Origin of the sequence: Thalassobacter sp. 16PALIMAR09, from assembly GCF_000765485.1 — a bacterium.
Lineage (GTDB): Bacteria > Pseudomonadota > Alphaproteobacteria > Rhodobacterales > Rhodobacteraceae > Thalassobacter > Thalassobacter stenotrophicus.
In genome coordinates this window covers 115,471-136,688 of the sequence record NZ_JHAK01000005.1, presented here as the reverse complement: position 1 = coordinate 136,688, position 21,218 = coordinate 115,471, and the positions used below count along the sequence as shown (strand labels likewise).

The following is a 21,218-nucleotide window of genomic DNA, read 5'->3' as shown; positions in this document are numbered from 1 at the left end:
TGTCAGTCGGCGCGCGCCCCCTAGATGCGCGCTATGTCATTTGAACCGACCCGCACCGCCGCGTTAGAGCGCCTCGCCCATTTCGTTCCAAAAACTGGCAGCGACTACGCACGCCTGCGCAACCACGATCTGCCCGGTCACCCCCATGTGTCGGTCCTTTCGCCTTACGTCCGCCACCGCGTGGTGTCGGAGGCTGAGATCGCGCAGGCTGTCTTGGGGCGCTTTTCACCGTCGACGGCCGAAAAGTACCTGCAAGAGGTGTGCTGGCGCAGCTATTGGAAGGCTTGGCTGGATCGGCGGCCTTCGGTTTGGACGGCCTATGAGGCAGAGGTGAAGGCCGCGCAGAACCAGTTGGCCACACAATCGGGGCTGCGGCAGGCATGGCAAGACGCCTGCGCGGGTGAAACCGGGATCGCCTGTTTCGACCATTGGGCGAAAGAATTGGTAGAAACCGGGTACCTGCACAACCATGCGCGGATGTGGTTTGCGTCTATCTGGATGTTCACCCTGAACCTGCCTTGGGCGTTAGGTGCCGATTTCTTTATGCGGCATTTGTTGGATGGGGATCCAGCGTCCAACACGCTGTCATGGCGGTGGGTCGGCGGCCTGCAAACCGTGGGCAAAACATATGCCGCGCGGCCCGATAACATCGCCAAGTATACCGACGGGCGGTTCAACCCGGCAGGGCAACTGGCCCCAGCCCATGAGGTCCAGCCCCTCGGCCATCCGGAACACCCCAAGCCGCTGCCAGTTTCGGGCTCTGATAGTGTGGACACTAGCCTCCCCACCGGGCTGATCCTGACAGAAGATGACCTTTCACCCGGCTTTTTGCTTGAGGGGGGGGGTGCGTCCGGTTGCGGGGCTGATCTTGCTGAACACAACGCGGCGGTCACCATTTAACGTCGCACCGCAGGTTATTGATTTCACGTCATCCTTAGCACAGGACTGCGCCACGCGTTGGGGGGATCGTGTGGGCGGCTTCACCATCGTTCACACCCCCGAGGACGCAGCAGATTGGGCAAAAGCACACGCGGTTGAGCAACTGGTTGCGCCCTACACCCCCACCGGACCCGGCCGCACCGGGCTGGACGCCGTGGCCGGTGCCACGCGATTGCCGCTGCGCCGGATAATGCGCCCTTGGGATGCCGCGGCCCTGCCCCACGCAACGGCTGGTTTCTTCAAGTTCAAAGCCCGCATCCCTGACCTGCTGGCCACCCTTCAAACCCCTGCACGTCACAGCGCCTAAACGCTACGTCATCCATCACGCCCGCCATCCGGGTCACATCTGCGCGAAAACCGGCACACAGGCCCGCCCCAAGGCTTCCCATGCGGGACAGCCTCGGCTAGGGTTTGCCCATAGCATGTGACGGCCGCCAATAAGAGCACCGCACCGAGGCGCGCAAACCCCAATAAGCAAGGGTGACAGGATGAGCAGCAGTCGATCGAATTTTTCGCGGTATTTGGGCGTGAGCGCGTTGGCGCTTTTGGTGTCTGCGTGCCAGCCCGGTGAGATGCTCAATTCCATCACGAGTAGCTTTGGCAGCGGTGCAGAGGATACGACGCCTGAAGCGGCACAAAGCGTTGCGATGATCGAGCGCGACGTTGAGGCCCCCGAGGTCTACGACCGCACTGATCCCGGCCTATGGGATGGGCGTCCGTCCCTTGGTGGGGTTTGGATTGCGGCGCCAAACGTGACCGACCCTGAGCGTGTGATTATTCGCAACACGACGAACGACAAGTTTGTGATCGGCGCGTTGTTCCGCCGGGAACGCACCAATCCCGGTCCGCCCATGCAGCTCAGCTCAGACGCGGCGGCGGCCCTTGGGATTTTGGCGGGTGCCCCGACCGAAGTCAGCGTGATCGCCCTGCGCCGTGAAGAGATGCCTGATCCCGCCGCCATTACACTCGCCGCAGACACGACGGGCGAAGCCGCGCCGGTTGACGCCATTGAAGCCACATCGCTGGACGACCCCATCGCCGCCGCCGCAGCCGCGTTGGACCGTGCCGAGGCCGCATCAGTGGCCGCCGGTGTGCCCGCCCCGCGCCCAACCGCGACCGAGGCGGCGACCGTGACCACCACGCCCGCGGCAGGCCAAACCGCTCTGACCAAGCCATTTTTGCAGGTCGGGATCTTTTCCATCGAACAAAACGCACGCAACACCGCGACAGCTCTGCGCGGAGCGGGTATAGTGCCCACCGTGTTGGCCCAAGAAAGCGCGGGCAAAGCGTTTTGGCGTGTTGTCGTGGGCCCCGCAAGCACAAGCGCGGATCGCGCGGCGGTGCTGGGCACGATCAAAAACCTCGGTTTTGAGGATACCTACCCCGTTACCAACTGATCCGACGCCCTGATCTGAACCCTGCGCTGAGCCAAACGGAGAACCCGTGATGTGTGACCGCCCCGCCCCGTCTTTCTTTGCCACGCTGCGTGCCTGCGCTGTGGGGATCGCCCTTGTGGTGGCCGCACCCGCCGCCAGCCTTGCCCAGGTGTTCCAGACCGAGGCGACCTCGGCCGTGGTGATCGACCACAACACCGGGCAAGTCCTGCTGTCAAAGCTGGCCGATGTGCCCTTGCCGCCCGCATCGATGTCAAAGCTAATGACGCTGCTGATGACCTATGAGGCGCTGGAAGATGGGCGTCTGACCTTGGACACCATCTTGCCTGTATCAGAGCATGCGATGTCCTTTGGCGGCTCAACCATGTTCTTGGACACCACAGACCGTGTCCGGGTCGAAGACTTGATCCGTGGGATCATCGTTTTGTCGGGCAACGACGCCTGTGTTGTCTTGGCGGAGGCTTTGTCTCCCGATGGCACAGAAGAAGGCTTTGCCGAGATGATGACCCAGCGCGCCCGCGATCTGGGGATGACGCAAAGTTCATTCCGCAATGCCAGCGGCTGGCCCGCCTTGGGCCATGTGATGTCGATGAAGGATCTCGCGTTTATCGCTGAAAAAATCATCACCGACTTTCCCGAATACTATACGATGTTCGCCGAAACAGAGTTTGCGTTTGATGGCCGCGCGCCGTCCAATACCCGTAACCGCAACCCGCTTTTGCGGCTTGATATCGGGGCAGATGGCCTCAAGACCGGGCACACCCAAGAAGCAGGCTATGGCCTTGTTGGTTCTGCATTACAGGGTGAGCGGCGTGTTACGTTTGTGATTTCAGGCCTTGAGACTGAGGCCGCCCGCGCCCGTGAGGCAGAGCGCATCGTCAACTGGGCATTTCGCCAGTTCGCGCAGACGACCGTTTTGACCGAAGGCACCGTGGTCGGTGAAGCCCCCGTTTTCATGGGGGCAGCGTCCTCCGTGCCTTTGGTTGCCGGGGCCGATGTGTCCTTGTTGATGCCCGCCGTCGGCGACCGCAACGTCTCGGGTGAGATCAAGTTCGACGGCCCCCTGTCCGCGCCCCTGACGGCTGGCACCGAAGTCGGCACCTTCCATGTCACCGTCGCGGATATGACCCCCGTCACCGTACCCCTGCGAGTGGCCGCCGATGTGGAACCTGCGGGCATTCTGCGCCGCATCCAACTTGCGGGTGAAGCCGTTCTGGCCCGCCTTTTGGGCGGTGCTGCCGATGCGCGCCCCCTCTCTTCTAGCGAACAGTAGAAACCATATGTTTATAAGCTTTGAGGGCATCGATGGGTCCGGTAAGTCCACCCAAGCGCGGATGCTGGCTGATCGTTTGCGGCAAGCGGGCCACGACGTTGTCCTGACCCGTGAGCCCGGAGGCGCCCCCGGTGCAGAAGAAATCCGCCGCCTGCTGGTTGAGGGCGATCCCGGCCGTTGGTCCCCCGAGACTGAGATTTTGCTGTTCACCGCCGCTCGGCGCGATCACTTGGAACGCACGATCCGCCCCGCCCTTGCCGCAGGTCAGGTGGTCATCAGCGACAGGTTCGCGGATTCGACCCGCGTGTACCAAGGTGCAACACGCGGCGATCTGCGCGGCACCGTCGACGCCCTGCACAGCCTGATGATCGGGATGGAGCCGGACGTCACCATTGTAATGGATATGGATCCCGCCCACGCGCTGAGCCGGGGCCTTGCCCGCGACACGACCGAGGACCGGTTCGAAGCGATGGGATTGGGCTTTCAACAAAAGCTCGCTGCAGGGTTCGCCGCCCTCAGCCAAGACGCCCCCGATCGCTGCATCCCCGTCAGCGCGGAGGGCAGCCAAGACGCGGTCGCCGCGCGCATCTGGGACGCAGTCGACAGCCATCTGCGCCAAAAGGTCTAAGCGATGCAAAACACTGTCCCTGCTGTCCGTCGCGCGCATCTTTATAACTATCGTGCTCTTGCCTCCCTCAAAGGTGCTCCCGAATGGCGGTAATCGAAGCCGATGAGGCCCCGCCAGAACCAGATCGCGCCGGGGATGCCCCACACCCACGCAATACTGTGCGCCTTTTTGGTCAAGCCGCCGCCGAGGCCGCGTTTCTGGACGCCTTTACTTCGGACAGGCTCCATCACGGGTGGCTCCTGACCGGGCCACGCGGCATCGGAAAAGCAACCTTCGCCTGGCGCGCGGCCCGTTTTTTGTTGTCGCAGCCCACACCCGGTGGCGACGCAGGGCTCTTTGGTGCGCCCCCCACCCCCACCAGCCTTGAGACAGATCCAGACCACCCCGTCGCGCGCCGCATGGCCGCCCTCTCGGAGCCGTCACATTTCCTGCTGCGCCGCCCTTGGAACGCAAAAACCAAAAAGCTGAGCGCCGAAATCACGGTGGATGCCACGCGTGCCCTGCACAACTTTTTCCACATGTCCGCGAGCGATGGCGGCAGACGCACAGTGATCGTAGACGCCGCGGATGAACTAAACACGTCGGCCGCCAACGCGCTCCTTAAGGCCCTTGAAGAGCCGCCCGCCAACACGACGCTGTTTCTGATCGCGCATCAACCTGCGCGCCTTTTGCCCACGATCCGCTCACGCTGTCGGGCCCTTCCCTTCATGCCCCTGTCCGAGGATGACCTGACCCAAGCGTTGCACCAAGCTGCCCCGGACGCAGACACCACGCGTCCACCGGGGCTCAACGCGCTCGCCAACGGCTCGGTCGGAACCGCGTTGCGCATGACATCGGGCGGTGGCCTCGACATCTATGCGCGCCTCCTCAGCCTGTGGGCCCGCCCTACGCTAGATCGGCAGACCGCCCTCAAATGCGCGGATGCCTGCGTCGGCGCTGCGAATGCAGAAACCTACGCGCTGACCACAGAACTGATTGCGATCTTTCTGGCCCGTCTTGCGCGCACAGGGCTAACCGGCCCGCCGAACCCGCCCGTCGCAGAGAATGAGCCACAGATCCTTGCCCGCCTCGCGCCCCATGACGTCGCCGCACGCAGTTGGGCCACCCTTTCGGCCACCCACAGCGCCCGGATCGCCCACGCCCGCGCCGTCAACCTTGACCCCGCCGCCGTCATCCTTGATACGCTCCACGCAATCGACACCGAGGCCCGTCGCTGGGCCTGAGCGCAGGAGCGCCCGTTCATGACCGCCCCCAAAATTACCGACAGCCACTGCCATATCGACTTCGACACGTTCGAGGGTGAGCATGACGATCTGATCACCCGCGCGGCCGAGGCTGGCGTCCACCGAATGGTGACAATCTGCACCAAATTGCGCCATGCCCCACAGGTACGCGCACTCGCAGAGCGCCACGCACCCGTATTCTGGGCCGCTGGCACCCACCCCATGAGCGCGGCTGAAGAACCCCTCGCAACCCTCGACCAACTGCTGACCCTGGCAGAACACCCCAAATTCGTCGGCATCGGTGAAACTGGCCTCGACTACCATTACACCGCCGAAAGCGCTGTGATCCAACAAGAAAGCCTACGCATCCACATTGAGGCCGCGCGCCAGACCCGCCTGCCCCTCATTATCCATGCCCGCGCCGCCGACGACGACATGGCCCGCATCCTCAGCGAGGAACACAAGGCCGGCGCCTACACTTGCGTCATGCACTGCTTCTCCAGTAGCCCCGAACTGGCGCAGGCCGCCCTCGACCTTGGCTTCTATCTGTCGATCTCGGGGATCGCCGCCTTCCCCAAATCCTCCGAACTGCGCGATATATTTGCCAAAGCCCCGCGCGACCGGCTCCTCGTCGAAACCGACAGCCCCTATCTCGCCCCACCCCCCTACCGCGGCAAACGCAACGAACCTGCGTATTCTGCCCATACTGCCAAGCGGATGGCCGACCACTTCGAAATCCCTTACCCGGACTTCGCCGCACAGCTAGAACAAAACTTTGAGCGTCTGTTCTGGAAAGCACAGCCCTAGCCCCTCTTTGGTTTCGAAATATCCCGGGGGCGTCTGATCTCATCAGACGGGGGCAGCGCCCCATTTCGCAGTCCTAACCAACCCACAACGATACGCCTTGCTCTTGCATCCAACCCGTCAAAGGCGCATCAACACGCCATGAATTCGACCTCCACACCTGACATTTTGCGCCTCACCATTTTGGGCTGCGGCTCCTCTGGGGGCGTGCCTCGGCTGTCGGGCGAGCCCGGCGGCAACTGGGGCGACTGTGATCCAACCAACCCCAAAAACCGACGGCGGCGGTGCTCTTTGCTGGTGGAGCGAGTGGGCAAAAACGGCACGACTACCGTCCTGATTGACACCTCACCGGACCTGCGCGGGCAGTTGTTGGATGCAGGCGTTGGTCGGCTGGACGGTGTTCTTTACACCCACTCCCACGCCGATCACGTGCACGGTGTCGATGACTTGCGGATGATCGTCTACAACATGCGCGCGCGCCTGCCCGTTTGGGCAGATCGCATAACGCTCGACAATTTGACCCAGCGGTTTGGCTATGTCTTTGTACAGCCTCCCGGCTCAGATTATCCGCCCATTCTGGATATGCACCGGATCGACACGCCAGCACCCATCACGGTCGAGGGCCCCGGCGGTCCCCTGACACTCACCCCGTTCGAAGTCGCCCATGGGCGCATCGACGCGCTTGGGTTCCGTGTCGGTGGGGCTGCGTATTTGCCCGACGTCTCCGACATCCCTGAGACCGCCTTGCCCCCGCTCGAAGGGCTTGATCTGTGGATTCTTGATGCCCTGCGGCGAGAACCGCATTCGTCCCACTTCCACCTCGACAAGACATTGGAGTGGTTCACGAAGATGGCCCCCAAACAGGGGGTGATCACCAATATGCACATCGACCTCGACTACGCGACGCTCGACGCAGAAACGCCCGCGCACATCAGCCCCGCTTGGGATGGTCGTGTCCTCGAACTCCCTTACACCGATGGGTGACGTTCTTAGCGTCACGCTGCCGGTCTTTGTCTTGATTGCGGCGGGCTATCTGGCCGTATGGCGCGGGATTTTTTCCGAGACCCACACCGAAGGTCTGATGACCTTCACCCAAAAATTCGCCATTCCTTGTCTGCTGTTTTCCGCCATTGCAGGGCTGGACCTGAAGGCCAGCTTTGATTGGCGATTGCTGACCAGCTACTACACAGGCTCTATCGTGTGTTTCATGGCAGGCATCGCAGGGGCCAAAATCTTTTTTGCCCGCCCCACCGAGGATGCAATTGCCATCGGCTTTGCCGCGATGTTCGCCAACACCGTTTTGCTTGGCTTGCCCATCGCCGAACGCGCCTACGGCATCGACAGCCTAACGCCAAACTTCGCGATTATCTCAATCCACGCAGGCTTTTGCTATTTGGTGGGGCTAACCACCATGGAGATTGTCCGCGCGCGACACGCCGCCACCCGCCCCGGCGCCTTTGCCACCGCGCGACTGGTGGCCCGGGCGATGTTCCGTAACGCACTGATGATCGGCGTGGGGCTTGGGCTTGCGGTGAACCTGTCGGGCTTGGCCCTGCCTGCACCGGTGATGGAGGCCGTGACCCTTATGACAAGCGCGGCCCTGCCCGCAGCCCTCTTTGGGCTGGGAGGCGTTATGGTCCGCTACAAGCCCGGGGGCGATGGCCGCACGATCTTGATGCTGATCTCTATCGCGCTGATCCTGCACCCCGCAGTGACGCTGGGTATGGGCACACTGCTCGCGCTAGATACGCCGCAATTGCGTGCCGCCGTATTGACCGCCGCAATGGCGCCGGGTGTGAACAGTTACCTCTTTGCAGCGGTCTATGGCCGAGCGACGCGGGTCTCGGCCTCTGGGGTTTTACTGGGCACGGCGGCGTCGATCGTAACGGTTTCGGTCTGGATTTTGATCCTACCCTAAACCTTAGTTCGCTACGGGCGTTGTAGCGCCCGGCCGAGGCATTGGCGCGACCGAGGCCAGATCAACCGGCGCTTTGCAAAACGGGCGCGCGGCGAGCCAGCGGCGCATGTCCTCCCGCTTGGCACGGCTGTGAAACGGGCCCCAATCCGCAGCCACGCCCTTCATACCTGCGCTGACCACTCCGTCGCGCGGCACCGTCGTCGCCATGATCCGAACGGCGCACGACATGTTGGCCCCACCATCCTTGAGCGCTTCACGCGTGCGCGCACTGCACCCATAGCCACGCGCGGTTGCGGGTAGGATCTGCACAAGGCCGACCCACTTGCCACCGCCTCCGACAACGCCGGGGCGATAGGTGCTCTCATGCTTTGCAAGGGTACTCAGAAGGCCCGCCCAAAACGCTTTGCGCGCCCACTGCTCGGCCTCCGGATAGGCAGGACACCATTGCGCGATATCACCGGGCACCATGTCGACCAGCGGCGCGCCATGTGCCCCAAGCGCGCGCATCGCAGCCCGGGTCCATGCGCGGGACCCATTAATATGATCCCACCGTAGTTTTGGCAGTTTGGCCTGCGCAGGACGCACGATTGGAGGGGCAGAAAACAGCGGGGCCTGTAACGTCTGGTCGGCGAGTTCCTCATCCGACACAGCAGCCGTTTGCGCCGAGGCCGCAGACACCGTGAGGCACACCAACAGGGCCATCGCCCCCTTTGCTACCGTGCTTGACATGCTCCACACCCCCAAGGCCGTCCTTGTCGCGTAGCGCCACAGATAGAAAAAATCAATTTCCACAGCCCCAAGCCGGGGTTTGAGCCTGTTTTCGCCCATCGCTTGCCCTTGCCCTGCCCCGCATGCTCGCCTAAACGAAAGGCCAAGACATGACCCCGGAGGCCCTGATGCTCGACCTGTCCTATGACCTGCCCAAAGTCAAAACCATTGCCGGTGCCAAGCACGACTGGGAATTGGTCATCGGAATGGAAGTCCACGCGCAGGTCAGCTCAAACTCAAAGCTGTTTTCTGGCGCATCGACCCTGTTCGGCGCAGAGCCCAATTCCAACGTGGCCTTTGTGGACGCAGGCATGCCCGGCATGTTGCCCGTCATCAACGAATTCTGCGTAGAACAGGCTGTACGCACGGGCCTTGGCCTCAAGGCACAGATCAACCTGACCTCGGCGTTTGACCGTAAAAACTACTTCTATCCGGATTTGCCACAGGGCTATCAGATTTCGCAGCTGTACCACCCCATCGTGGGTGAGGGCGAAGTGCTGGTCGAAATGGGCGCGGGCTCAGCCAAAGAAGCCCCAACCGCGCGGCTTGTGCGCATTGAGCGGATCCATTTGGAGCAAGACGCCGGCAAATCCATCCACGACATGGACCCCGCGATGTCATTCGTGGACCTGAACCGGACGGGCGTGGCCCTGATGGAAATCGTGTCGCGCCCCGACATTCGCGGACCCGAAGAGGCCGCTGCCTACTTGGGCAAGCTGCGCCAAATTCTGCGGTACTTGGGCACCTGTGATGGCAACATGCAAAGCGGCAGCATGCGTGCGGACGTGAACGTTTCGATCTGTTTGCCCGGCGCCTATGAGAAATACCAAGAAACGCAGGATTTTTCGCACCTTGGCACCCGGTGTGAGATCAAGAACATGAACTCCATGCGGTTTATCCAAGCCGCTATTGAGGTCGAGGCCCGCCGCCAGATCGCCATCGTTGAAGCAGGCGGTAGCGTCGAGCAGGAAACCCGGCTCTATGATCCCGACAAGAACGAAACCCGTTCGATGCGGTCCAAGGAAGAAGCACACGATTACCGCTATTTCCCTGATCCCGACCTCCTGCCGCTGGAAATTGAGCAGTCGTGGGTCGATGAAATCGAAGCCTCGCTGCCCGAACTGCCCGATGCCAAGAAGGCCCGGTTTATGTCCGACTTTGGGTTGAGCGATTATGATGCGAGCGTTCTGACGGCTGAGACTGCCGATGCGGTCTATTTCGAGGCTGTGGCTGAGGCCGCAGGCGACGGCAAGCTGGCCGCCAACTGGGTCATCAATGAGCTGTTTGGTCGCTTGAAAAAGGACGATGCGGGCATCGCTGATAGCCCCGTTTCGCCTGCGCAATTGGCAGGGATCATCGCGCTGATCAAAGCGGATGAAATCTCGGGCAAGATTGCCAAGGACCTGTTTGAGATCGTCTACACCGAAGGCGGCGACCCGGCTGAGATTGTCGCAGCCCGCGGCATGAAACAGGTGACCGACACAGGTGCGATTGAACAAGCCGTTGACGACATCATCGCCGCCAACCCCGCGCAGGTCGAAAAGGCCCAGCAGAACCCCAAGCTCGCGGGTTGGTTCGTGGGTCAGGTGATGAAAGCAACGGGCGGCAAAGCAAACCCTGCGGTCGTCAACCAAATCGTTGCGAAGAAACTGGCGGGTTAAGACCTCAATCCTGCCGGGTGCCTTGGCATCCGGCGGGTCATTTGACCATTCGTCAGCGGGCTTGACGTGCTAGGCCATCCGGGCCGCGCGCAGCCAAATCGCCACGAACACCAACGACAGAACCATATTCCATGTGGCCATCGACAGGCCCATGAAGGACCACGCGATTTCATTGCACATGATGATCGTGTCTTGGATTGCCGTGCTCAGCAGATCAGCGCCGCTGAGGGTGCCCAGATCATTGCCCGCGCCACTGCACGCGCTTGGGCCTTCCCACCATCCTTGCTCAACCCCGAAATGGAACGCGCCGATCCCTGCGGTCGTTAACGCAGCAGCTGCCCCCACATAGGCCGTCACCCGTGGCACGATGCCAGCAATAGCGACCAAGCCCAGAACAATTGCCGCGCCGTGTGGCCAGCGTTGCCACAAGCACATCTGGCACGGTGCATAGCCCAGCGCCTGAAACAAGTACGCACCAGCGAGCAACACCAAAGAGCCGCCAGCCGCGACCATAACCATTTGTTTTTGGGACATATCGTGCAGGATCATAAAAACCTAAGGGCCGCAAAGCCACCGATTAACAAAATAACAAACGCGGTGAACACAAGCCCAAGGCGACGCTCAATGAAGGCGCGAACCGGGGCGCCGAATTTCCATAACAATGCAGACACAATAAAAAATCTCAAACCGCGGGCAAGGATGGACGTCGCAACAAACGTCGCAAGCGGCATCCCGGTCCAACCGGACATAATCGTTATCACTTTATACGGGAAAGGCGTCAGCCCTGCCACAAGAACCGCCCAAAATCCGAAATCGTTAAAGCGGTTGTTAAACTCGGCCATTGAGCCGCCCTTGCCCATCGCTTCGAGAACGGGCGCGCCGATGGTGTCATAAAAGAATGCGCCGATAAAATAGCCCAGCATTCCGCCCAAAACGGATGACACTGTGGCCACCCCCGCGATCAAAAACGCACGGCGCGGGGCCGCGAGGATCATGGGAATCATCAAGATATCCGGGGGGATCGGGAACACCGAACTTTCGATGAACGCCACAAAAGCCAGCACCCACAACGCGCGGGGATGGTCGGCCATGGACATAGTCCAGTTGTATAAAGACCTTATCATACTTTCGGCAGTGTCATGCCTTTTGAGTTCCGTCAATGCCGCGACGCGGCAAATCAGGCCAAATAAATGCATCTGTTGCCCGAGAGCGATTGACGCTCTCGCGACACTGGGCTAGAGCGGGCCTCGCAAGTGCCGGTGTGGCGGAATTGGTAGACGCAGGGGATTCAAAATCCCCCGCCGCAAGGCTTGCCGGTTCGAGTCCGGCCACCGGTACCAGCAAAGTGTTAAGAGCATCCCTTCGGGGACCCGGCCAATCGGAAACGGGTTAATCCTCTTAAAACCTGCGGAAATCACTCACAAAATCTGAAAACAGCTATACGCGGCCAGTTCGGTTTGTCCCGCTATCGCCCGAGCCACGGTTGGGCTGTTAACCGCGAATCAAACGTACGGTCCTTTCGACGACATTGCACAATGAGAGTTCAGCGGTATGCTCATCCCATTGCTTGCGAAGGATACAGGATGGAACGTTTTCACTACTGGTTCATGGGACTGGTAACTGTATTTTATGGAGTTGCTGTTCTGGTCGACTACGCGGCCGTACAATACAGTTTGCCAGCTTACTATGAGGCCTTCACACCCGAGCAGCAGGAATGGTTTGCAACACTTCCTCCGTGGTTTGATGCAGTTTGGGCCACTCAAGTTGTTCTTGCTCTGCTTGGGGGAGCGGCGTTGGTTCTTCTAAACCGCGCGGCGGTCTGGTTGTTTGGGTTATCATTCGTCCTCAACTCAGGGATGACCCTTTGGGTGCTCGTTCTGTCCAATCCGTCTATGGTAGATGTTGCGGGTTGGGTTGGTTGCGCGCTGATGACTGGCAGCTTGGCACTCACGCTCTTGTTTTGGCTCTATGCGCGGGGCGAAAAACAATCGCCCACGGGGCTGTTATGAGCGCGGATCGCCCCAAAGTCGGCGCGATCGCGGTGGTCTTGCGTGACGATGCAGCCCTGATGGTGCAGCGGGGCAAAGAGCCGAACGCAGGGCTATGGGGGTTTCCAGGCGGGCACGTCGAATGGGGGGAAACCGCCCTTGAGGCTGCGGTTCGCGAGTTGGATGAGGAAACCGGGGTCACCGCGACCGCCGCAGGCTATCTCACCTGTCTAGATGTGGTTGGCCGCGACGCACACGACCGCATCACCCACCACTACTTGTTGGCCGCCGTGCTATGCCACTATGTGGCGGGTAGCCCCATTGCCGCGGATGATGCCGCGGACGCCGAATGGATTCCGTTGTCGGAAATCGCAGCCGCCGGTCGTCCGTTCAGTCAAAACGTCGACCGCGTCATCGCAGCAGCCCTTGCACACCATAAAACAGCCGCACTCGCTTAGTGCACCGCGCCCTTCCCAAAGGACATCTGACACAATGCAAACCTTCGAATACAAAATCGTCCCTGCCCCGCGTCGCGGCAAATCCGGCAAAGGTATTCGCGGCAATGAGGCGAAGTTTGCCAATGCCCTAAGCGTGGTGATGAACGAGCTAGGCGCCGCAGGATGGGAGTACATTCGCACCGACACCCTCCCGGCGGAGGAGCGCCGCGGCCTTCTGTTTCGCAGCACAGTTCAGCACACGATGCTGATCTTTCGCCGCCCCAAACAAGCCGCAGCCCCCGTTACACATCCGCTGTTGGCACGCCCCAAGCGCGCACAAACGCCTCCAGACACGCCCGAGGGCGCGGATCAGATAGACGAAGGGGCAGAATCTACGCGCTGATATCCAGTGACAAGGCGTGGATTTGCACCATCAGGTCCTTTCCAATCGCGGCATGCACGGCCCGGTGACGCGCAATCCGGGACATCCCATCAAACGCGGTGGATTGGATGCGCACGGCGTAATGTGTCTCGCCCGTACCATCGTCGCCAGCATGTCCCGCATGCATATGGCTCTCGTTTACGACATCCAAAACCTGCGGCGTAAACGCTGCGCGCAGGGCAGCTTCAATTTTATCGGCCTTAGTCACGAAAAATCCCCTCGCTGCCTCTTCACTCCCCCGCCAGATAGTCTAAAGTCTAGGGCCTTGCAACGAAGGGGACACACCCGTGAGCAGCAGCGATCCATTCAACTTCGACATGCGTGTTTCGACCGCAAAGAAAAAGACCAACCGCACACGGCGCGGCATGTCCGGGGCGTTTGAGACGTCAAAACGTGTCTGTGAACACAAAGGCTGTGAGGAAGCGGGCCAATACCGCGCCCCCAAAAGCCCGGACATTCTGGACGACTTCTATTGGTTCTGCCGTGAACACGTGCGGGAATATAACCTGAAGTGGAATTTCTTTGACGGGACGACCGAAGAAGAAATCAACGCGCAACTTGACCGTGACAAAGTGGGCGAGCGCCCCACCAAACCGTTCAAGCAATCCGCCGAGGAACGCGCCTGGGCCCGTTTGGGCGTGGATGACGCGCATCAGGTGCTGGGTGCCAACGCTACCCGCAATCCTGGCAAGGGCGGTGGCGGTGGTCGCAGACTGCCCCCCACCGAGCGCAAAGCACTCGAAATCCTTGAAGCAAAGGATCATTGGGAAAAGGCCGAAATCCGCAAGGCCTACAAAAAGCTGATCAAAGTGCTTCACCCCGACATGAACGGAGGCGACCGCAGCCAAGAAGAACAGCTTGGCGAAGTCGTCTGGGCTTGGGATCAGATTAAGGATAGTCGCAGCTTTAAATAGGCTGCGACATCTTGGCGGTTGCCCCATTGGGGCGACTGCCGCACCAAGGGTGCCATGAAGCACGCGCTCCGCCTTCTTTTGGTTTTGACGATCACGCTGGGTATTCTTGCCCCGCGCGCATCGGCCATAGCCATGGAGCTGATGCCCGGCCAATTCCAGACCATCGTGATCTGCTCTGGCTTTGAGATGCAGACCATCGTCATTGACGCCGAGGGTCAGCCCGTCGAAGTCGCCGACACCGAGGCCCACAAGTGTGTGTTCAAGGACGCGGTTGTTGCAATCGCCGTGCCCGAAACACCCGTTTGGCAAACGCTTGCCCGTGCCAACCTTCGCGATGCGGCGCGTGCGGACCTTGTGTCTGCGCCCCTCGCGGCCGTTTTACCGCCCCCCTCCCAAGGTCCCCCGCTGCCTGTCTGACCCCTTTGTTCAGACCTAAATTCGCAGCGAAAGACCACACTACATGTCCGATATCACCGGGGCGGCCTCAATCCGCCCAACCATCGCCCGTGGCGGGGCGTTCTACCGCCTTGTCTGGAAATGGCATTTCCTCGCCTCTCTCTATGTATTGCCCTTCATGGCGATGCTCTCGATCACGGGGGGCCTCTACCTTTATAAGCCTCAGATCGAAAACTGGCTCTATGCAGACCGTTTCTACGTAGAGGCGCAGGAAACAGCCCTGCCCATCGCCGTTCAAATCGCTCAGCTCGACACCTTTGTCGGGATTTCCCGGATGCGCGCGGTGATCCCGCCCGTGTCGCCCGAACATACCACCCGGATTGAGTTCAACACCTCCCAAGGCGTGCGCAGTTACGCTTGGATCAATCCCTACACCGCCGACATCATCGCCGTGCAGGCGCGCGACACGATGCTGATGCACCAAGTCAAAAAATTCCACGGAGAGCTGTTTCTTGGCGACATTGGCACCAAGTTTGTGGAACTGGCCGCGCATTGGGCCGTGATCATGCTGGTGACCGGGGCCGTGTTGTGGTGGCCGCGCGGCGCACAGCGGCTGCGGGACCGCGCGGCATTGCCCCGCCTGCCGAAAAACCAATCCGCAAAGCGCGGGTTTTGGAGGCAAATGCATCTGTTCACCGGGATGCTCGCGGTGGTTTTGGTCTTGCCGATCTTGGTCTCTGGGCTGCCGTGGACGGATGTCTGGGGCGGCGGCCTGAACAAGATCCAAGAGATCACCGGCACTCAAAGCAAATCGCTCCGGTTCGGTGGCTCTGCGCCCAAGTCGAGCACCGACACAGGCGAGCCGATCGCGGTTGAACAGGTCGCGGCCATCGCTGCGGCCCAAGGGCTGGCCACACCTTATGAAATCCGCCCCCCGCGCAAAGCCGATGGCGCGTATTGGATGCGCTCTGCCAGCGTGAACCGCTACGCGCAATCAGAACTGGTTGTTGACCAGTATAGCGGCGCGATCTTGGCGCGGGTCGATTTCACCGACAACCCCGGGGTCGCCCAGGCGAAATCCCTCGGCATCAGCTTTCACCAAGGCGAATTATACGGCTGGGCCAACGTAGCCCAAAACACCGTGGCCGCAGTGCTGGGCGTTGTGTTGTCGGTGTCAGGGTTTGTGGCGTGGTGGATGCGCCGGCCGCGGGGCAGCCTCGGCGTGCCTGCCGCCCCAGATGCGCAGGTGTCATGGCCTGTGGCTGCGGTGATCGTGACCATGATGATCCTACTGCCGCTTGTCGGTGCCAGCCTAATCGCCGTGCTCGCGCTCGACTGGGTTCTGTTTCGCAAACTTGGATGGTTTCGGGGGGCGTCCGCCCCGCATGCCGCCGAGTGAGCGATAGGATCACGCAAGCGTCCCTATATTGCGTGATCCTTCTCCGGGAGGGGTGGTCGTGGCAGACGCCCCTCCCCTTTTTATTCAAGTGTTCAGCCCGCCGTTGCCACCCGTTCAAGGCGACTGCGGGCTGGTCTTAGTCAAGACAGGCGCGATAGTGCCAGCACACCCCTTCCCCTCGCCGTTTCATGCGTTATGTTGCGTCGAACGCGGTGGGCTGAGAGCCCCCAACAAGGTAAGGATTACACGATGGCGGATGGTGGCATGGGGCAAATTGCAAAACCGACCGAAGATATCTCGGTCCGGGAAGTGTTCGGAATTGATTCAGACATGAAGGTGAAGGGGTTCGCTGAAGCCTCTGATCGCGTGCCTGAGATTGATCCGACCTACAAGTTCGACCCAGACACCACGCTCGCGATCCTTGCTGGCTTTGGCTACAATCGCCGCGTCATGATCCAAGGGTATCACGGCACGGGTAAGTCGACGCACATTGAACAAGTCGCTGCCCGGCTGAACTGGCCCGCAGTGCGCGTGAACCTCGACAGCCACATCAGCCGGATTGACCTGATCGGGAAAGACGCGATCAAGCTGAAGGACGGCGTACAGGTTACCGAATTCCACGAAGGCATCCTGCCGTGGGCCCTGCGAAACCCCGTTGCCATCGTATTTGATGAATACGATGCCGGCCGCGCGGATGTGATGTTTGTGATCCAGCGCGTACTGGAAGCCGACGGCAAACTGACGCTGATGGACCAAAACGAGATTATCACTCCGCACCCGTCGTTCCGTTTGTTCGCGACAGCCAACACCGTTGGTCTGGGTGATACGACGGGCCTTTATCACGGCACACAACAGATCAACCAAGCGCAGATGGACCGCTGGTCGCTGGTCGCAACGCTGAACTACCTCAGCCACGATGCGGAAGCCGCAATCGTTCTGTCCAAGTCGCCCCACTACAACACCGAAAAGGGCCGCCAGATCGTGAGCCAGATGGTGACTGTGGCCGACCTGACCCGGACTGCATTCATGAACGGCGATCTGTCTACTGTGATGTCGCCCCGCTCGGTGCTGGCATGGGCCGAAAACGCGCGCATCTTTGGCGACGTGGGCTATGCGTTCCGCCTGTCGTTTCTCAACAAATGTGATGAGTTGGAACGCCAGACAGTGGCCGAATTCTACCAGCGGTGCTTTGACGAAGAACTGCCTGAAAGTGCAGCAAGCATGAGCCTCGGCTAAGGAACACGCGGCGGGTTTTCCCGTGAAAATCTGGGCGGGCGGGCTTGCTTAGCAACGCCCTCCGCCGCCGGAGGATAGTATGAAAAAACCCAACGATAACCCGGCTGATCCGTTCAAAAAGGCGCTTGCGGAGGCGACAAAGGTTCTGGCCGACGATCCTGAGTTGGGCGTCAGCTATTCCGTGGACCCCCCCGGTGCCACCAACGACAGTGTGCGCCTGCCACAGGTAACGCGCCGCATGACCCGCGAAGAGGTCCTGCTGGCGCGCGGCACAGCCGACGCTTTTGCCCTGCGCCACAAGTACCACGACGCCAGCACCTACAGCCGCTACCTGCCCAGCGGGAACATGGCACGTGAGATTTACGATGCGATGGAAACCGCCCGGTGCGAAGCCGTCGGCGCCCGCGCTATGCCCGGCACCGCTGGCAACATCGACGCCAAAATCGGCTCAGACGCGTCGCGTCGCGGCTACGGTGAAATCACCGAGGCCGCCCAAGCGCCGCTGGCCACCGCTGCGGGCTATCTGATCCGGCATCTGGCTACTGGCCGCGACCTGCCCCCGGCAGCGGCGAACGTCATGAACCTGTGGCGCGATTTTATCGAAGGCCAATGCGAAGGCACGCTCGACGGTATCGACGGCGCGCTTGCCGACCAAGCGACCTTTGCCAAGCTCGCCCGTCAGCTGATCGATGACATGGGCTACGGCGATCAGCTGGGCGACGATCCTGACCAAGAGGACGAGGATCAGGACGAAGAAGGCCAGTCCGATGAGGATGAGCAGCCCGACAGCACCGGCGAGGATGATCAGTCCGAGCAGGACGATGAGGCCTCGCCCGAGCAAAGCCAAGAACAACAGTCCGACCCCGCGCAGGCCTCTGTCACAATGGATGACATGGCCGAGGCTGAGAACGCCGAAGAAGCGGAGATGCCCGAGAGCCAGGACAACATGGAGCCGCCCCCACCGGCGCCCATCTCTGAGGCGGACCCCGGCTACATCGTGTACCGGACCGAACACGACGAAGAAATTCGCGCCGAGGACCTTGCGGAACCCGCCGAATTGGAGCGTTTGCGCGCCTATCTGGATCAGCAGCTAGAGCCCCTTAAGGGCGCCGTGTCGCGGCTTGCCAACAAATTGCAACGCCGCCTTCAGGCGCAACAGAACCGCTCTTGGGAATTTGATCTGGAGGAGGGCATCCTTGATGCCGGCCGCCTTGCTCGTGTCGTTGCCAACCCGACCACACCGCTCAGCTTCAAGATGGAGCGTGACACAGAATTCCGCGACACCTGCGTGACGCTTTTGCTGGATAACTCTGGGTCAATGCGGGGCCGTCCGATCTCAATCGCGGCAATCTGCGCCGACGTTCTGGCCCGCACGCTGGAACGGTGCGGTGTTAAGGTCGAAATCCTCGGCTTTACGACCCGCGCGTGGAAGGGCGGCCTGAGCCGTGAGGAATGGCTCAAGGAGGGACGCCCCCAACAGCCCGGGCGCCTGAACGACCTGCGCCACATCATCTACAAATCAGCCGACGCGCCATGGCGTCGGACGCGGCCCAACCTTGGGTTGATGATGAAAGAGGGCCTTCTGAAGGAAAACATCGACGGTGAAGCGCTGGAATGGGCGCAGCGCCGGATGCTGGCCCGCCCCGAGGCGCGCAAGGTCATGATGGTGATTTCCGATGGTGCGCCCGTGGACGACAGCACCCTGTCGGTAAACCCGGCTAATTACCTCGAAAAACACCTGCGCGACGTGATCGCCATGGTGGAAAAGCGCAAGCAAATCGAACTGATCGCCATCGGGATCGGCCACGACGTGACCCGCTATTATGAGCGTGCCGTAACCATCACCGACGTTGAGCAATTGGCGGGCGCGATGACCGAGCAGCTTGCATCTCTCTTTGATACGGACCCGCGCGCAAGGGCGCGGTTCGCTGGAATGAAAAAGGTTTCCTAGTGTTTCAAGACTTCTCCGTGAGCGCGCGCCCCGAAAACGGCCCCCCCCGATTGGAGGCCCTGCGCCGCATCATGGAGGCTGAGGGCGTCGATGGATTTCTGATCCCACGCGCGGACGTTCACCAAGGTGAATACGTGGCCCCTTGCGATGACCGCTTGGCGTGGCTTACGGGGTTCACCGGGTCCGCCGGATTTTGCGCGGCTTTGCGTGATCAAGCCGGTGTTTTCGTGGATGGACGTTACCGCGTTCAGGTTAAGCATCAGGTCGATTTGGGCAGCTTTACCCCCGTGCATTGGCCAGAGACCGGCTTGGCGGAGTGGCTCACGGCGCGCATGACCAAGGACCAAACTCTGGCGATTGATCCGTGGTTGCACACGGTTAGAGAGGGCCTCGCCCTTGCCACCGCCCTTGAGGACAACGGCGCTGATCTGCGTGAAACAGACAATCTGTTGGACCGCATTTGGCAGGATCGCCCCGCCCCGCCGACCGAGCCTGTGATGGTCTACCCAGACGCTCTTGCTGGGCGAAGCGCCGAGGACAAGCGCACCAGCCTTGCAGCGGACTTGCGCAAAGCGGGACAATCGGCGGCTGTGCTGACCCTGCCCGACAGCCTCAACTGGCTTTTGAACATTCGCGGCGCGGATATCCCGCGCAACCCGATTGCGCAGTGTCTGGGGATCTTGCACGATGACGGCACAGTCACCCTGTTCATTGACGCCAAGAAACTAGAAGGCATCGCACCACTAGAGGGCGTCACAATAGCTGCACCCGCAGGGTTTGCACCCGCCCTGTCCGAGCTGACGGGCAAGGTCGCAGTGGACTATGGCACAGCCCCACTCGCGGTCTATCGCGCGCTGATGGCGGCAGGTGCGACACCCGTCGACACCCGTGACCCCTGCGCCCTGCCCAAGGCCGCCAAAACCGACGCCGAAATCACCGCCACCCGCACGGCCCACTTGCGGGATGCAAGCGCGGTGGTGAAATTCCTCGCGTGGCTCGACAGTGCCCCCAAAGACAGCCTGTCAGAGATCGACGTTGTCACAGCACTCGAAGGGTTCCGGCGCGAAACCAATGCCCTGCGCGATATTAGTTTTGAAACAATCTGTGGCAGCGGCCCCAACGGCGCGATCATGCACTACCGTGTCACCAAGGAAACCAACCGCCCCCTTGCGGACGATACGCTCCTGCTGGTGGACAGCGGCGGGCAATATTTGGACGGCACCACCGACATCACTCGGACGATGGCCCTGCGCGAGCCCGGCCCAGAGGAGCGCACCGCCTATACCCAAGTGCTTCAGGGGCTTATCGCGATATCGCGTGCGCGGTTCCCGAAGGGCGTTGCGGGAGCACATCTGGACGCGCTGGCCCGTGCGCCGCTTTGGGCGGCGGGGCGCGATTTTGACCATGGCACGGGTCACGGCGTTGGCGTGTACCTTAGCGTGCATGAAGGGCCACAGCGCCTCAGCCGAGTCTCCGATCTGCCGCTGGAACCCGGGATGATCCTCAGCAATGAGCCGGGATACTACCTAGAGGGACGATTTGGCATTCGGTTGGAGAACCTGATCGTGGTGCAGCCCGCCCCTGCCCTGCCCGGTGGTGACCCAGAGCGCACGCAGTATGCATTTGAGACGTTGACCTTCGTACCGTTTGATCGGCGTTTGATTGATGTCACGATCCTAGCCCCGGCGGAGCGAGATTGGCTGGATGCCTATCATGGCGAAGTCCTCGCCAAGGTAGGGTCTCAGCTGGATACCGCGCCTTTGGCATGGCTCACGGCGGCCTGCGCGCCCCTATAGTCGCAGGTCGTATAGGGTGCTCAGCCACCCGCTTTGTGCATAAGAAGCCGT

23 protein-coding genes and 1 tRNA gene are annotated in these 21,218 nt (G+C 61.1%); 20 read left to right on the top strand and 4 right to left on the bottom strand.

Annotated elements, in window-relative coordinates:
• The first annotated feature begins 33 nt into the window (after nt 1-33).
• The 9 genes from PM04_RS11765 to PM04_RS11730 all read left to right on the top strand — a co-directional run bounded on the left by PM04_RS11765 (nt 34) and on the right by PM04_RS11730 (nt 8,179).
• Nucleotides 34-900 carry an FAD-binding domain-containing protein gene (locus PM04_RS11765; protein WP_369793313.1) on the top strand — a complete coding sequence of 289 codons (867 nt, stop codon included), beginning with the start codon at nt 34-36 and terminating at the stop codon, nt 898-900.
• Complete coding sequence (locus tag PM04_RS18415; RefSeq protein WP_369793312.1) at nt 869-1,246, top strand: hypothetical protein; 378 nt, start codon at nt 869-871, stop codon at nt 1,244-1,246. The genes PM04_RS11765 and PM04_RS18415 overlap by 32 nt, the downstream gene beginning before the upstream one ends.
• Before the next feature lie 181 nt (nt 1,247-1,427).
• Nucleotides 1,428-2,336 carry an SPOR domain-containing protein gene (locus PM04_RS11760; protein WP_038006980.1) on the top strand — a complete coding sequence of 303 codons (909 nt, stop codon included), beginning with the start codon at nt 1,428-1,430 and terminating at the stop codon, nt 2,334-2,336.
• Between the two features lie 49 nt (nt 2,337-2,385).
• Nucleotides 2,386-3,606, top strand: coding sequence for a D-alanyl-D-alanine carboxypeptidase family protein (locus tag PM04_RS11755; RefSeq protein ID WP_038006978.1), 1,221 nt, complete (start codon nt 2,386-2,388; stop codon nt 3,604-3,606).
• Between the two features lie 7 nt (nt 3,607-3,613).
• The gene (tmk, locus tag PM04_RS11750) at nt 3,614-4,234 is read left to right on the top strand and encodes a dTMP kinase (protein WP_038006976.1); all 621 of its coding nucleotides are present in this window, start codon (nt 3,614-3,616) and stop codon (nt 4,232-4,234) included.
• Nucleotides 4,235-4,317: 83 nt separating this feature from the next.
• Nucleotides 4,318-5,457: a DNA polymerase III subunit delta' gene (locus PM04_RS11745; RefSeq protein WP_038006974.1), complete on the top strand. Its 1,140-nt coding sequence runs from the start codon at nt 4,318-4,320 to the stop codon at nt 5,455-5,457.
• Between the two features lie 18 nt (nt 5,458-5,475).
• A complete protein-coding gene (locus PM04_RS11740; protein ID WP_038006972.1) occupies nt 5,476-6,264 on the top strand; it encodes a TatD family hydrolase in 789 nt (262 codons plus the stop codon).
• Between the two features lie 138 nt (nt 6,265-6,402).
• Nucleotides 6,403-7,245 carry an MBL fold metallo-hydrolase gene (locus PM04_RS11735; RefSeq protein ID WP_038006970.1) on the top strand — a complete coding sequence of 281 codons (843 nt, stop codon included), beginning with the start codon at nt 6,403-6,405 and terminating at the stop codon, nt 7,243-7,245.
• Nucleotides 7,214-8,179 carry an AEC family transporter gene (locus tag PM04_RS11730; RefSeq protein WP_324618326.1) on the top strand — a complete coding sequence of 322 codons (966 nt, stop codon included), beginning with the start codon at nt 7,214-7,216 and terminating at the stop codon, nt 8,177-8,179. The genes PM04_RS11735 and PM04_RS11730 overlap by 32 nt, the downstream gene beginning before the upstream one ends.
• Nucleotides 8,180-8,182: 3 nt before the next feature.
• Here the strand turns inward: PM04_RS11730 and PM04_RS11725 are convergent, their stop codons facing one another.
• Nucleotides 8,183-8,908, bottom strand: coding sequence for a transglycosylase SLT domain-containing protein (locus PM04_RS11725; RefSeq protein ID WP_081946090.1), 726 nt, complete (start codon nt 8,906-8,908; stop codon nt 8,183-8,185).
• A 167-nt stretch (nt 8,909-9,075) separates the two neighbouring features.
• On the opposite strand from PM04_RS11725, the gene gatB reads away from it, so the two are divergent.
• On the top strand, nt 9,076-10,608 hold the full coding sequence (gatB, locus tag PM04_RS11720) for an Asp-tRNA(Asn)/Glu-tRNA(Gln) amidotransferase subunit GatB (RefSeq protein ID WP_038007185.1): 1,533 nt from the start codon (nt 9,076-9,078) through the stop codon (nt 10,606-10,608).
• A 69-nt stretch (nt 10,609-10,677) separates the two neighbouring features.
• Here gatB and PM04_RS11715 read toward each other — a convergent pair whose 3' ends face one another.
• Nucleotides 10,678-11,142: a disulfide bond formation protein B gene (locus PM04_RS11715; protein WP_038007184.1), complete on the bottom strand. Its 465-nt coding sequence runs from the start codon at nt 11,140-11,142 to the stop codon at nt 10,678-10,680.
• Between the two features lie 11 nt (nt 11,143-11,153).
• A complete protein-coding gene (locus PM04_RS11710) occupies nt 11,154-11,732 on the bottom strand; it encodes a YqaA family protein (protein ID WP_038007182.1) in 579 nt (192 codons plus the stop codon).
• 131 nt (nt 11,733-11,863) lie between these two features.
• Here PM04_RS11710 and PM04_RS11705 point away from each other — a divergent pair.
• The 4 genes from PM04_RS11705 to PM04_RS11690 all read left to right on the top strand — a co-directional run bounded on the left by PM04_RS11705 (nt 11,864) and on the right by PM04_RS11690 (nt 13,436).
• Nucleotides 11,864-11,948: transfer RNA gene (locus tag PM04_RS11705), tRNA-Leu, on the top strand.
• A gap of 243 nt (nt 11,949-12,191) precedes the next feature.
• Nucleotides 12,192-12,617 carry a hypothetical protein gene (locus tag PM04_RS11700; protein WP_038006966.1) on the top strand — a complete coding sequence of 142 codons (426 nt, stop codon included), beginning with the start codon at nt 12,192-12,194 and terminating at the stop codon, nt 12,615-12,617.
• On the top strand, nt 12,614-13,054 hold the full coding sequence (locus PM04_RS11695; RefSeq protein ID WP_038006965.1) for an NUDIX hydrolase: 441 nt from the start codon (nt 12,614-12,616) through the stop codon (nt 13,052-13,054). The genes PM04_RS11700 and PM04_RS11695 overlap by 4 nt, the downstream gene beginning before the upstream one ends.
• 34 nt (nt 13,055-13,088) lie before the next feature.
• On the top strand, nt 13,089-13,436 hold the full coding sequence (locus PM04_RS11690) for a DUF4177 domain-containing protein (protein WP_052068451.1): 348 nt from the start codon (nt 13,089-13,091) through the stop codon (nt 13,434-13,436).
• On the opposite strand, the gene PM04_RS11685 is transcribed toward PM04_RS11690, so the two are convergent.
• Complete coding sequence (locus tag PM04_RS11685; RefSeq protein ID WP_081946074.1) at nt 13,426-13,683, bottom strand: BolA family transcriptional regulator; 258 nt, start codon at nt 13,681-13,683, stop codon at nt 13,426-13,428. The two genes, PM04_RS11690 and PM04_RS11685, sit on opposite strands and share 11 nt — an antisense overlap.
• A gap of 79 nt (nt 13,684-13,762) precedes the next feature.
• Here PM04_RS11685 and PM04_RS11680 point away from each other — a divergent pair, with 79 nt between their 5' ends.
• The 6 genes from PM04_RS11680 (at nt 13,763) to PM04_RS11655 (ending at nt 21,167) form a co-directional block, all read left to right on the top strand.
• Nucleotides 13,763-14,389: a J domain-containing protein gene (locus PM04_RS11680; protein ID WP_116904192.1), complete on the top strand. Its 627-nt coding sequence runs from the start codon at nt 13,763-13,765 to the stop codon at nt 14,387-14,389.
• Between the two features lie 54 nt (nt 14,390-14,443).
• A complete protein-coding gene (locus PM04_RS11675) occupies nt 14,444-14,806 on the top strand; it encodes a hypothetical protein (protein WP_038006964.1) in 363 nt (120 codons plus the stop codon).
• A gap of 43 nt (nt 14,807-14,849) precedes the next feature.
• Nucleotides 14,850-16,184 carry a PepSY domain-containing protein gene (locus tag PM04_RS11670; protein WP_038006961.1) on the top strand — a complete coding sequence of 445 codons (1,335 nt, stop codon included), beginning with the start codon at nt 14,850-14,852 and terminating at the stop codon, nt 16,182-16,184.
• A 264-nt stretch (nt 16,185-16,448) separates the two neighbouring features.
• Nucleotides 16,449-17,420, top strand: a complete 972-nt coding sequence (gene cobS, locus PM04_RS11665; RefSeq protein ID WP_369793311.1) for a cobaltochelatase subunit CobS — start codon at nt 16,449-16,451, stop codon at nt 17,418-17,420.
• Between the two features lie 79 nt (nt 17,421-17,499).
• Entirely contained in the window at nt 17,500-19,371 is a 1,872-nt protein-coding gene (gene cobT / locus PM04_RS11660; RefSeq protein ID WP_038006957.1) for a cobaltochelatase subunit CobT, read from the top strand.
• Nucleotides 19,371-21,167 (top strand): aminopeptidase P family protein, encoded by a 1,797-nt coding sequence (locus PM04_RS11655; protein WP_038006954.1) that lies wholly within the window; start codon nt 19,371-19,373, stop codon nt 21,165-21,167. The genes cobT and PM04_RS11655 overlap by 1 nt, the downstream gene beginning before the upstream one ends.
• The last annotated feature ends 51 nt before the right edge of the window (nt 21,168-21,218 follow it).